This window comes from Bradyrhizobium sp. (assembly GCF_036009065.1).
Lineage (GTDB): Bacteria > Pseudomonadota > Alphaproteobacteria > Rhizobiales > Xanthobacteraceae > Bradyrhizobium.
On the sequence record NZ_DASYMN010000291.1, the window covers coordinates 1 to 12,288 of the forward strand.

Below are 12,288 nucleotides of genomic sequence, written 5' to 3' on the forward strand. Positions count from 1 at the left end.
CGCGATCTTTCCGGTGGTCGACAACTCAATCAAGATCGACATCGCCGAATCCGACGTTCGCGTCGATACGATGCGCTCCGGCGGCGCCGGCGGCCAGCACGTCAACAAGACCGAGTCCGCGGTGCGGCTGACCCATATTCCAACCGGGGTCGCGGTGGTCTGCCAGGCCGGCCGTTCGCAGCACAAGAACAAGGCGCAGGCCTGGGACATGCTGCGCGCGCGGCTCTATGAAATCGAATTGAAGAAGCGCGAGGAGCAGGCCGCCGCCGACCAGGCCGCCAAGACCGACATCGGCTGGGGCCACCAGATCCGCTCTTACGTGCTGCAGCCCTATCAAATGGTGAAGGACCTGCGGACCGGCGTGCAGACGTCGGACACATCAGGCGTGCTCGACGGCGACCTCGACGAATTCATGGCGGCGACGCTGGCGCAGCGCGCCTTCGGCGCTCCGCCGGCTTCGGTCGAAGATGTGGATTAATTGATGGCGCATGTAGCCTTCATTGGTCTCGGGCGGATGGGCCGCGGCATGGCCGGCCGATATCTCGATGGCGGATTCACCGTCGCGGTCTGGAATCGCAGCAAGGCCAGGGCGGACGATCTGGTCGCGCGCGGCGCGCGCTGGGCGAATTCGCCGGCGGATGCCGCCGATGGCGCCGATGCGATCGTCACCATGGTCGCCGATGATGAAGCATCTCGCGCGGTGTGGCTTGGCAAGGACGGCGCCGCTACGGCCGCCAGACCCGGTGTGCTGGCCATCGAATGTTCCACGGTGTCATACCGGCATGCGCTCGACCTCGACCGGCAGCTGCGCGCGCGGGGCCTTGTCTATATCGATAGCCCGGTCACTGGCCTGCCGAACGCCGCGGCGGCCGGAAAACTGACCTTGCTGGTGGGCGCTGACGCCGCCGATCTGGAACGGGCGCGTCCATTTCTTGCACCGCTCGCCACCGTAATCCGGCACTTCGGGCCGGTGGGCAGCGGCACCGTCTACAAGCTGATCAACAATCTGATGGGCGCGATCCAGATCGCCGGGCTTGCGGAAGGACTGGCAATCGCAGAGCAGGCCGGCCTCGATTCCAAAATTGTTCTGGAAGCCATGGCCAGCAGCGCAGTGGCGAGCCCCCAGGTGATCCGCCATTCCCGGCGCATGGTTGAGCGCGATTTCAGCAATCCCTCGTTCACCGTCGCGCTTCGGCACAAGGATGCCGCATATGCCGTCGAACTGGCTGAAAGCCTGCTGCCCAATGCACCCGTCAGCCGGGCGGCGGTGCGGGCGTATGAAGCAGCGAAAGCGCACGGCCCCGATGCCGACGAAGCCAGCTTGATCGAGATCGTCTCGAGGCCGAAAGGCAAGGCCTAGTCGGCCGCAACGCGGCGGTGACTGCTTGTCCACTCGGCGAGCCACGCCGTGAACCGCCCGCTGTCGCGCTCGCCGCCATGCCATGCCGCCGATACCGCGCCGTCGCCGGCTACCAGCAGCACGACGTCGAGACCCTTCGAGCGGCGCAGCGTATCGATCGCCTGCCGCGGCGTCTGCGCGATGGGCCCCGCGACATTGAACGAGGTGTTGACCGATATCTCCACGCCGATGTGGCGGCCGAGCGCCTTCAGGTACGCGTAAGCGAGGGGATCGTCTTCCGCGCGCACGATCTGCACGCGGCCGGTGCCGTCGGCGTGGATGACGGCTGGAATCCTTTCGCGCGCGGACGGTTTCGACTGCGCGGTCAGAACCATGTAATTATAGGCGTTGTAGTCGGCGTCCGACGCGCCTTCCAGCAGGTCGAAATACGCCAGCGCCGCCTCCAGCGTCGCCATCGGCGCCAGCGGGCGGATGGCTTCGCGATATTTCACCCGCTCGTTGAGCCGCTCGCGGGTTTGCGGATCGCAGGGGTTGGCAAGGATCGAGCGATGGCCTAGCGCGCGGGGGCCGGTCTCCGCCGCCCCCTGATAAAGCGCGATGACGCCGCCCCGCGCCACCATGAAGGCCATGAGGTCTGCGATGGCGTCGCGGCCAACCGGCGTTGAAATGTCTCCGATACGTTGCGAAGCAATGTCGGGGGCCTGGAGCGCCGCTGCGATGTCATCGCGGGCTGGCGGCGTGCCGCAAAAGAACGCGTGCGTCATCGGTGCACCGCGCCCGGCGCCCGCAAGGTGTGCGAACAGCCATGCGGCGCCGATGGTGACGCCGGCATCTCCGGGAGTTGGCGGCACCCATAGATGCAGCCGGGCTTTTCGTTGCTGTGCCCTGGCGAACCATTCCTCGTCGAAATATTCGAGCAGGCGCATGTTGCCGATGGCGTTCAGCGCTACCCCGCCGGTCAGCACCAGCCGGCTCGCGCCGCTCGTCCGCAGCAGATGATCGACGACATGGATCATCGCATCCTCGAACACCAGTTGCGTCGCCGCCGCCTTGTCGAGCCGGTCCTTGGTGTCGGGCCGGTGATCGATGTCCTCGACACGCAACACCGCGTCGGGATTCCACAATTGATCGGGTCGCAACGGTTCGCCGAGAATGTCGATCAGCGCGCGCTTGTAAGGGTGGTCGAACGGGTCGCACTGCCAGTTGGCCATGGCGCGGTTGAGATGGACCGCGCCACCGGCAGCGAAATCCAGCACGTTCTTGAGCCGCCCGTAATACGGATTGGTGGCGCGGTTCATGTCGCCCCATGCCGCGGCACCCATGTAGCGCCCTTCGCTGGACAGCCAGGTCCAGCCTCCCTGGGTCGACGAGATCACGCTGTAGAAGGCGCCGAGTGAATCGAACACGCTGTCATTGCAGCAGAGGCGGCGCATGGCGCCGCCCTCGACCACGTACAACGAGATCGAGCCCTGGTCGCCGGTGCCGTCGAGCACCGCCACCGCAACCGGCCCGTCGCCGTCGGCGAACGGCGAGGCCGCAAATGAAAACCATGCATGGTTGTCGTGGTGAGGCAGGCAGATCAACGGCACCCGCGCAGGCAGACCAAGCTGCCTGCCGAGAAGCTTCGGGGTGCGGGTCATCTGTTCGAGACGGCGGCCGTCGAAACCGGTGGCCTCGGTGTTGCGCAGCAGTTTCAGGCTCGCCGGCGCTTCCTCCAGAACCGAGCGAACCAGCGTTCCCAGCAGCATCGGGTAATCCCAGGTCGTGACCCAGGCTGCGATGTCGCCGATATCGCGGCCCGTGCTCCGCAGCGTCGCGACCATCGCGTCGATCGAAGCTTTCGGATATTCGCTGGTGTGCTTGGTGCCGGAAAACCGCTCTTCCTCATTGTTGACGATGAGGCGTGGCCCGTTCGCCGGCGTCACTTCGACCAGAGCGACGCCCGAATTATGCGTGCCGGGCGGACCAAGTCCGGCCAGATAGACTGTCTCGCCACGCGCCAATTGCGCGCGAGCAAATGCGATTCGTTCATTGGCGAAGTCGGAGCCGAGCTGGTGGAATCCCGCGGTCGCCAGCAGTCGCGCGCCGAGCCAATGCGCGGCACGAAAGCCGGCGCCGCCTAGGCGCGGATACCTCGGACCAATTCGCTTGTCAGGCATATTCAACGCTGGCCTAGAGGGGTCGTCAGGCGGGTGCCCGTGAAGCATCAATCACAATTGGCGGCATGCAACAACGCCTGTTCCGATTGACCCTGTCGTTAGCGCTGGTTATCAACCTATCGAGCATGGTTCGCCGTCCGGATACGCAACATCAGCCCTTTTTCTGAAAAGACATCAGCCGGTGAGGCACCCGGAATAAGGATGCGGCTGTTTCTCAGCCTGTTTTTTCTGACTTCCGGAATGTCCTCGCTGCTCTATCAAACCGCCTGGCAGCGGCTGCTCGGCCTGTTTTACGGCGTCGGCGCGATCTCTTCGGCGATCGTCATAAGCGCGTTCCTGTTCGGCCTCGGCCTCGGCAGCCTTTTTGGAGGGCGGCTGGGCCGTCCCGGACGAGTTCGAACGCTGATCGCCTACATGTCGATCGAGCTTGGGATCGGCCTGTTCGGAATCCTGAGCGTTCCTCTGCTTGTATCGCTCGGCGCCGTAACGGCAGGCGCCGATTATTGGCTGGCCGCGGTCTGCACATTTTGTTTTCTGCTGCTGCCGACGGCGCTGATGGGCGCGACCCTTCCCGTCGCAATCCTGATCTTGCAGGATTTCGATCGCGATCTGCTGCGCAACGTGTCATCCTATTATTTTATCAACACCATCGGGGCTGCGATCGGATGTCTTGTTGCCGGGGCCATCCTGATCAGTCTGGTCGGTTTGAATGGAACCATTTACCTCGCCGCATTGCTGAACCTGCTCTTGGCCGGAGCCATTTTTGGGCTGGTTCGGAACAAGCCGCGGCTCCATGTTTCCGGGCAGCCGTTAGCCGCGCCGGCGCAAACGGAGAGCATGCCGCCGCGTCTGCTGTATCCGGCTGTCTTTATCAGCGGTTTCATCGCCATCGGCTACGAAATCATCTGGTTTCGTCTGGTGGGCGTGCTGTTGAAGGATTCGATCTACACCTTCACCATTATGCTCAGCATCTATCTTGCGGCGATCGCGTTCGGAAGCCGGCATGTTCATCGCATCGCCCGCATCGTTCCATGGAAGGGTCCGAGAAACTGCTATCTCGCTCTGAACGGACTGATCGCACTGGCCGTCGCGGGCACGGTTTGCACCTTCTACTATCTGCAAGGCAGTCTCGCCGAGCTCGGCCTGGACCACCTCCGGCAAGAGCCGATACTGCCGGTCCCGCCGCAGCAATGGTCTTTCGCAGCCCTTGGCGCGTTCGCGCTGAACCTGCTTGCATGCTTTGGCGTCGCGGGTTTCTTCATCGCGCTGCCGGCATACTTGATGGGCGCTACATTCCCGCTGCTGGCTTCGCTTGCGCCGGATGCTGCCCGGGATCCGGCGAAAGCCGTCTCCAAGGTCTACGCTACCGCGGTGTTCGGAAACCTGGCCGGAGCGCTCGGCACGGGATTTGTCCTGCTGCCGGTTCTTGGGACCGAGCGGACGATGCTGTTTTTCGTAACGGCAGGCCTGTTGTTCTTCATTTTCCTGTCCCGCGGAGTAGGCCGACGCTCCGGCAATATCTTGTACCGGCTTGTCGCGCCCGCGGTGCTTATCGTTGTCTTGCTGGTCATATTCCCGGGGCCGAGCGCCGTCATTCGCTCGCTGCATTTCCCTCTGACCGGCGGTTCGCATTATTTCGCGGAGGGAATTGAAGGAGTGGTTTTGACGCATGTCGATGGCGTGCGTTTGCGGCATTTCATCAACGGCAGCGCGCATGGCGGCAGGCCGAACCCGTTTTTTTATCTTGAAGCCGTCCAGACCCTCAGTTCCGTCGACAACCCGCAAAACGTGCTCATCATCGGGCTGGGAACGGGCTCCGTGCTGGAAGCGGCTTTGCATGACCCCAAGGTCCGCGCGATCACCCTGGTCGAGATCAACGCAACGACTATCAGAAATCTCCGCAAGATCGGACTCATCGAGGCAATGCTGTCGCATCCCAAAGTGACGGTTTTTCACGACGACGCGAGGCGATGGTTGAACAGGACCAATCAGCGTTTCGACGTCGTCATGATGGATCCTCTGAGGACCGCCAGCGCGTTCTCCAACAACATCTATTCGCGCGAATTCTTTCGGCAATTGGAGACGCATCTGATACCGGGCGGCGCTGTAATGGTATGGACCGACGAGTACTTCGTCGTGCCGAAAACGCTCGCGACGATATTCCCGGTCGTTGAACAATACTGCACGTACTTGATCGGCATGCGCAAACCCGCGGTCAGCGACCTGCGCGAGGTCCGCTTCAACTCGATTGTGGCAGGCTTCTCGTCCGAAACCGGGGCGGCGATCCGTTCAATCAATTGCGAACGACGATTTAACAGGGAGGAAATCCTCGCTCGAACGGCCGGCGTGCCGATCAATACGGATTATTCGCCGGTGACGGAATACTATCTGGGCTCGGCGGTGTCGAAGTTGCTAGGACCCAGCCCTCGATTGTGACGATCGCCTGAGCAGCCCCTCGCGAGTCAGTTTGCGGGCTAGCCGGAGCTGAGCCGGACGCCGGCGCGCAAAAACTTCTGCGGATCGACCGCTTCGCCGTCGATCCGGGTTTCGTAATGCAGATGCGGGCCGGTGGACCGTCCGGTCGAGCCGACGGCGCCGAGCACCTGTCCGATCTTGATCGGATCGCCGACCCTGACGCTGATCTCGGACAGGTGGCCATAGCGGGTCGCAAGACCATTGCCGTGGTCAACCTCCACCATGCGCCCGTAGCCGCCGGCCCACCCCGACGACACGACTTTCCCGTTCGCGGTCGCACGCACCGGGTCGCCGGTCGCAGCCCTGAAATCGAGACCGGTGTGCATGGCAGGACGGCCCAGAAATGGATCGCTGCGAACACCGAAGCCCGACGTGAATTCGACTTCGCCGATCACCGGTTTGCGATACGGCACCAGGGTCAGTGTGCGGTTGAGGCGTTCGACCTGGGCACGGGTGACGTTGATGCGGTAGAGCCGCCGCTCGAAGGGCCCCGCATCCGCCGGAAGCTTGACCGGGACAAACGGGCCGCCCATGCCGGAGCGCGGCGCCGCGGCTTCCAGTTGCGCCATGTCCAGTCCAAGGTCGGTGAATACGCCGCGCATGCGGCGGACGCGCGATTCCATGCTGTCTTCGACGGAGCTGAGCGCCGCCATCTGGCGGACTTCGACATGATCGAGCGAGGTCTGCAGCCGGACCAGGACGTTGTCGACCCCCTGGATTTTCGCGAACTGGTTCGGCTGCGCATTGACGATCGGCGGGGTCCGGGATTCCAGCCGGGCTTCGCGATCCGGCGGCGCGACAAAAATCACGGTGTCGTTGATCGGGGAGGGTTTTGGTACGCCGGAAGAGCCTGCATCGGTCGTCGCTGCGCCCCGGTGCGGCTTGATCGATCCGGTGACCGAGGCATCCGGGATCGAACTGAGCGCGGTAGCACGGGATTCCAGGGTAGTCTGCCGCCGCATGATCTGATCGAGCTTCTGGTCGAACTGCTCCTGATCGAGCAGCTGGCGGCTGGTGGTTCGATCGACTTTGGCGCGCAGTTCGGCGATCCGGTCTTCGTAAGCGTATTGCATGTCCGCCTGCCGCGCGATCAGCCGCGTCAACACGTCGTCGCGGAATGCGAAATAGGTTGCGGTCGCCGCCGACCATGCGCCGAGCACGGTGACGGTGCCAATAACGATCCAGAACACCACGGGCCCGAACCGCACCTGCTTGCCGGCGTGGACGATGGTGTAGCCGCTCCGCCCGGATTGCAGTTGGGTTGCGGCGTGAGCGGTTGCCGGGCGCCTGGGATGCGACCTGCCGTGATCATGCGCATGATGTTGCGGATACTCGGAATATTGACCCGAACGGTACGACATCGGCACTCCCGCGCCGGTCGGAAACAGCATCCGTTCGGCTCAACTTGCGCGGTGATTTGACCCTCTCATGGTTAATTTTTGGAGAACGAGCCACGCAATTATAGGGCACGCGCCGCGGCCAGCACCTCGTCGGCATGGCCATCGACCTTCACGTTGCGCCAGGTTCTGGCGATCCTGCCATCGATTCCGATCAGAACCGTTGTGCGAACAATACCGAGGAAGGTCTTGCCATACATGGATTTTTCGCCCCAAACTCCATATGCTTCCAGCATCTCGTGCTTCTCGTCCGAAGCCAGCGGGATCGAAAGCTGGTGTTTGTCCCTAAACGCCTCTTGCGCCCGTAAGGGGTCGGCCGATACGCCGAGCACGGCGGTCTGGACCTCGCCGAACGCGCCGGACAATCGCGTGAATTCGATCGCCTCCTTGGTGCAGCCGGGCGTGTCGGCGCGCGGATAAAAGAAAATCACCAGCTTTTGCCCGGCATAGTCGGCCAGCGAGACGCTGTTTCCGCCGTCCCGCGGCAGCCGGAAGGCGGGCGCCTTGGCGCCTTCGGTCAACAAGGCGGCTTTGCCGGGAGCCGCTGCGGCCTGGGGGTCCGGCTGTTTCCTGGCGGATGGGTTCTCCGACCTCGGCCTTGCGGCCGCCTTTGCCTCGGCCGCCGCCGCCGCGACGGATTTTTGCGGAGCATCCGCTTTTAACTTTTTCGACGTGGCCTTATGCAATGCTGCCGCGGATGCATGCGCCTCGGCTGACTTCTTGGCCGGCGTCTTCGCAGGCGGTCGGCTGGTTTGAAGCTTTTTGGCCGATGTCTTCGATACCGCGCGCGCGGGCTTTTTGGAGGGCGGCTTCTTAAGGGACGCCGTGGGGGATTTCTTGCGCGTTTTCTTGGACATACGCCTTCCTTTCGTCGCTTTCAGCGGGTCAACCATAGCAATATCGCGGGTCCTGCGCCGGCAGTTGCAGCCGAGCTGCCCGCGCTGGGCAAATCTGCCGACCTCGGAGTATGGTTACAACGGATTCTACGCGGCTACCCGTTCCCATTTTTTGGAAAGCGCTCTTGGGCCGGATGACGAGTAGCAGTTTCAACAAAGGATTGGCAGCGATGCCGCCACAGGAGCGCTCGCGACGCATCGATGCGCAAGTTCCTGACGGCGATCAGTTTGATGATCAGCGCCAGCACCGAGAGGCAATGGCAAGGAATAAGCCGCCCGAAGCGTCGAATTCGCGCACCGACCAGCCTTCGAATTGGGATGATGCCGACTGGGATCAGGACCAAGCCGAGGCTGCGCGCCATCATGCGCGCCGGCTGTTGTCGTCGAACTCCGGCCTGCATCGGTTCGGCGACGGCATCGGCGCACTACGCCGCTGGCTCGCGCGCGAACGCTGGGTGAAACGGCTTGCAATCGTCATTGCCGTCTTGCTGGTGATCTTCACTGGATGTTTTGGCGGGCTGTGGTGGCGGCTCGGGGCGGGTCCGATCAACCTTGAGATGGCTACGCCGTGGCTGGCGGCGGCGATCGAGGAAAATATCGGCCACGGCAACACCGTCGAGGTGGGTGGCACCCAGATCGAGCGTGCCGGCCGAATCCGCATTGCCGTGCGCATCCGCGACATCGTCGTGCGCGATCGCGATCACGTCGTTGTCGCGACCGCGCCGAAGGCTGAGGTGAAACTGTCGGGCACCGCGTTGCTGACGGGGCGGCTTCGCGCCGAAAGCCTCAATCTGGTCGATGCCGAACTGGCGGTGCGCATCACGCCGGACGGCCGGGTCACCGTATCGACAGGCGACACCGCGCGTCCGCTTGCTACTGGCGTTGCCTCCGCGCGGCGGCCGGATATGCCACCTCTGCCTTTCGGGCAATCCTCGGCGTCCACGCCATCCCCGCAAGCTTCTCCGCAGGCGGGGACGGCGGCCATGACTGGCGATGCCACAAGCGGTCTGCTCGCCGGGCTTGATTGGCTCGATAGCCTCAGCCTGACAGGGCTGGACGGCCAGAACCTCAACGAAATCGGCCTGAAGAACGGAAACCTCACCGTTGACGATCAGCAGCGCGGCAACAAGTGGAATTTTGACAATATTACCCTCAGCCTCCGCCGCCCGAGCAATGGCGGGGTCGCGCTGAGCGTCGGCGAAGAGGGCAGACACGCATGGTCGCTCCGCATTCTGGTCGGCCCGCCCGCCAACGGCGTGCGATCGGTCGATATTCATGCCGACAAGGTGTCTACCACGAACATCCTGCTGGCCCTGCGCATGAAGGATCGGACCTATAGCGCGGATTTTCCTCTCAGCGGCGAATTGAAAGGCGAACTCGGCCGTGATGGCCTGCCGACCTATTTTCGCGGCAAGATTACCGCCGGCGCGGGCAACATCGTCGACGCCGATACACCGGACTACCCGATGGCAATCGATTCGGCGGAAATCAATGTCGAATGGGATTCCGGACGGCGCGTGCTGGTGGCGCCATTCAAGATCATTTCCGGTCCCAACCGCGTCACGCTGCTGGCGCATCTCGAACCTCCCAACGACAGCATTCGCGACTGGCGGATGGGCTTCAGCGGCGGCACTATCGTGCTTGCGGGGAGCGACGGCGAGCCGCCGCTTATTTTCAACCGGATCGCCATCGGCCTGCGCTTTGAAACCGAACACCAACGCGTTGTGCTGACCCAGGCCGACATCAGCAACGGTGAAATCGGAATCGCCGGAACCGGCAGCGTCGATTATGCGTCGGAACCGCGCCTGACCCTCGGATTTGCGGGGACGCCGATGTCGGCCTCCGCGCTCAAGCGCATATGGCCGGTCCTGATCGTCCCGGAGGTGCGCGAATGGGTCATCGAACGGATCGAACGCGGCTCGCTTCAGCGCATCGAAGTGGGTGTCAACTCTCCGGTGCGGAACCTTTCGCGGCGCGGGCCGCCGATTCCGGATGATGGTCTGGCGGTCAATATTCTGGCGAGCAATGTGACGTTGCGGCCGGTGGATGAACTGCCGCTGGTGCGCGATGCCGACCTGAAGGCTCGCGTCACCGGTCGCACCGCGACGGTGACAATCGGGCAGGCCGCGGTGGATACGCCCGCGGGGCGCAAGCTCAACATCACCGAGTTTGTTTTCGAAGTGCCGGACATGGCGCCGAAACCGGCGCCGGCGCGCGTCAGGTTCCGGATCGACGGCCCGGTACCGGCGGCCGCCGAAATTCTTTCCCTGGATCGGCTGAGCGAATTCTCCGGCACCCTGATCGATCCGAACACGAGCCAGGGCAAGTTCGCAGCCCAGGTCACGCTGGGCCTGCCGATCAAGAACGAACTGACCAAGGCCGATACGACCTATGCCATTACCGCCGATCTCGGCGGGTTTGCCGCCGATCGTCTGGTGATGAACCAGAAGCTTGAGGCGAATACCCTGAAAGTCACCGCCAATAACCAGGGTTACCAGGTCAAGGGCGACGTCAAGATCAACGGACAGCAGGCCTCGCTCGACTACCGCAAGCCGAGCGAGGGCGACGCCGATGTCAAATTGCAGGCGACGCTCGATGACGCAGGCCGGGCGCGGCTCGGGTTCGATCTCGGCCCCGCGGTGTCAGGCTTAATTCCCGTCAAGCTGATCGGCAAGATCGGCGGGGCCGATCGCGACAGCCGCCTCGGTATCGACGCCGATCTGACCGCGCTGAAGCTCGACAATATCCTGCCCGGGTGGGTCAAACTGCCCGGCAAGCCGAGCCGTGCGGTGTTCAATGTGCTGCAGAAGCAGCAATCGACGCGGCTCGAAGACATCGTCATCGACGGCGGCGGCGCGGTCATCAAGGGATCGCTGGAGGTTGATCAGAACGGCGACGTGATAAGCGCGAACTTCCCGACCTACTCTCCTTCCGACGGTGACCGGACCTCGCTCAAGGCCGAGCGGGCCTCCGACGGCACCTTGAAGGTGACGATGCGCGGCGACGTCTTCGATGGCCGCGGTTTCCTCAAGTCAGCCATCTCCGGCAAGGACGCCGACGCCAAAAGCAAAACCAAGAATGTCGATTTCGACATCGACCTGAAGCTCGGTGCCGTTGCGGGCTATAATGGCGAGGCGGTGCGCAGCGTCGACGTCAAGATGTCCAGGCGCAACGGAGCGATCCGGAACTTTGCGCTCAGCGGCAAGCTCGGACGCGACACCCCGCTGACCGGAGATTTACGCGGCCGCGGGCAGGGCGCGCGCGAAGTGATATATCTCGAGACCAGCGATGCCGGCGCATTTTTCCGGTTCACCGACACCTACGCCAAGATGACCGGCGGCCAGTTGGAGCTGGCGATGGATCCGCCGACGGTCGAGCCGCACGCCAAAGAGGGCCTGATCAACGTCCGCAACTTCACCATCAAGGGCGAGGGTTCGCTGGACCGGGTCGCCGCCGGCGGGTCGGCTGGCGCGCAGACCGGCATCGCCTTTTCCCGGTTGCGCGCGGAATTTACCCGGCAGAACGGGCAGCTCTCGGTGCGGGAAGGCGTGGTGAAGGGTCCGACCGTCGGCGCCACCATCGAAGGCAGCATCGATTATCCCGGCAATCAGGTGCGGATGAGCGGTACGTTCGTTCCGATGTACGGACTGAACAACATGTTCGGCCAAATTCCGATCGTAGGCCTGTTCCTGGGCGGCGGCAGCAACGAAGGCCTGATTGGCCTCACCTATGAAGTGGTCGGCACCCCCGGCGCGCCGGTACTTCGGGTCAACCCGATCTCGGCAATGGCGCCCGGCGTGCTGAGAAAGATTTTCGAGTTCAACACCGGCAAACAATACAACCCGGTCGAGCTTCCGGGGCAGAACTGATTTCAGCGCCGCAGCGCCGGTACGAAAAGAAACGGAATCATCCCGAAGAACACGCTGATCAGCGCAAAGGCAATCAGCGGGTTATAGCTGTGGGTCAGGTCGTGGATCAGGCCGCCGCTCCATGAGCCGAAT

General features: G+C 63.2%; 7 protein-coding genes and 1 pseudogene. 4 read left to right on the plus strand and 4 right to left on the minus strand.

Annotated elements, in window-relative coordinates; all coding sequences use genetic code 11:
• The coding region (locus tag VGP39_RS18045) for a peptide chain release factor-like protein (RefSeq protein WP_327569463.1) at positions 1–478 on the plus strand (478 nt) is incomplete at its 5' end.
• A 3-nt stretch (positions 479–481) separates the two neighbouring features.
• The gene (locus VGP39_RS18050; protein WP_327569464.1) at positions 482–1,360 is read left to right on the plus strand and encodes an NAD(P)-dependent oxidoreductase; all 879 of its coding nucleotides are present in this window, start codon (positions 482–484) and stop codon (positions 1,358–1,360) included.
• Here VGP39_RS18050 and VGP39_RS18055 read toward each other — a convergent pair.
• Positions 1,357–3,519, minus strand: coding sequence for a carbamoyltransferase C-terminal domain-containing protein (locus tag VGP39_RS18055; protein ID WP_327569465.1), 2,163 nt, complete (start codon positions 3,517–3,519; stop codon positions 1,357–1,359). The two genes, VGP39_RS18050 and VGP39_RS18055, sit on opposite strands and share 4 nt — an antisense overlap.
• Before the next feature lie 201 nt (positions 3,520–3,720).
• Between VGP39_RS18055 and VGP39_RS18060 the strand changes: the two genes are divergently transcribed.
• The gene (locus tag VGP39_RS18060) at positions 3,721–5,955 is read left to right on the plus strand and encodes a fused MFS/spermidine synthase (protein ID WP_327569466.1); all 2,235 of its coding nucleotides are present in this window, start codon (positions 3,721–3,723) and stop codon (positions 5,953–5,955) included.
• Positions 5,956–5,993: 38 nt separating this feature from the next.
• Here the strand turns inward: VGP39_RS18060 and VGP39_RS18065 are convergent, their stop codons facing one another.
• Both VGP39_RS18065 and VGP39_RS18070 read right to left on the minus strand, forming a co-directional pair.
• Positions 5,994–7,355 carry a M23 family metallopeptidase gene (locus tag VGP39_RS18065; RefSeq protein ID WP_327569467.1) on the minus strand — a complete coding sequence of 454 codons (1,362 nt, stop codon included), beginning with the start codon at positions 7,353–7,355 and terminating at the stop codon, positions 5,994–5,996.
• A gap of 98 nt (positions 7,356–7,453) precedes the next feature.
• Positions 7,454–8,248: a peroxiredoxin gene (locus VGP39_RS18070; RefSeq protein ID WP_327569468.1), complete on the minus strand. Its 795-nt coding sequence runs from the start codon at positions 8,246–8,248 to the stop codon at positions 7,454–7,456.
• A 209-nt stretch (positions 8,249–8,457) separates the two neighbouring features.
• On the opposite strand from VGP39_RS18070, the gene VGP39_RS18075 reads away from it, so the two are divergent.
• Positions 8,458–12,156: a DUF3971 domain-containing protein gene (locus VGP39_RS18075; protein ID WP_327569469.1), complete on the plus strand. Its 3,699-nt coding sequence runs from the start codon at positions 8,458–8,460 to the stop codon at positions 12,154–12,156.
• Positions 12,157–12,158: 2 nt separating this feature from the next.
• Here the strand turns inward: VGP39_RS18075 and VGP39_RS18080 are convergent.
• Positions 12,159–12,288, minus strand: a pseudogene (locus VGP39_RS18080) (MFS transporter); the annotation flags it as partial.

What these genes read in the sequence shown, in the direction of transcription:
- VGP39_RS18050 (WP_327569464.1), top strand. Translation starts at nt 482, where the DNA reads ATGGCGCATGTAGCCTTCATTGGTCTCGGGCGGATGGGCCGCGGCATG.
- VGP39_RS18055 (WP_327569465.1), bottom strand. Translation starts at nt 3,519, where the DNA reads ATGCCTGACAAGCGAATTGGTCCGAGGTATCCGCGCCTAGGCGGCGCC.
- VGP39_RS18060 (WP_327569466.1), top strand. Translation starts at nt 3,721, where the DNA reads ATGCGGCTGTTTCTCAGCCTGTTTTTTCTGACTTCCGGAATGTCCTCG.
- VGP39_RS18065 (WP_327569467.1), bottom strand. Translation starts at nt 7,355, where the DNA reads ATGTCGTACCGTTCGGGTCAATATTCCGAGTATCCGCAACATCATGCG.
- VGP39_RS18070 (WP_327569468.1), bottom strand. Translation starts at nt 8,248, where the DNA reads ATGTCCAAGAAAACGCGCAAGAAATCCCCCACGGCGTCCCTTAAGAAG.
- VGP39_RS18075 (WP_327569469.1), top strand. Translation starts at nt 8,458, where the DNA reads ATGCCGCCACAGGAGCGCTCGCGACGCATCGATGCGCAAGTTCCTGAC.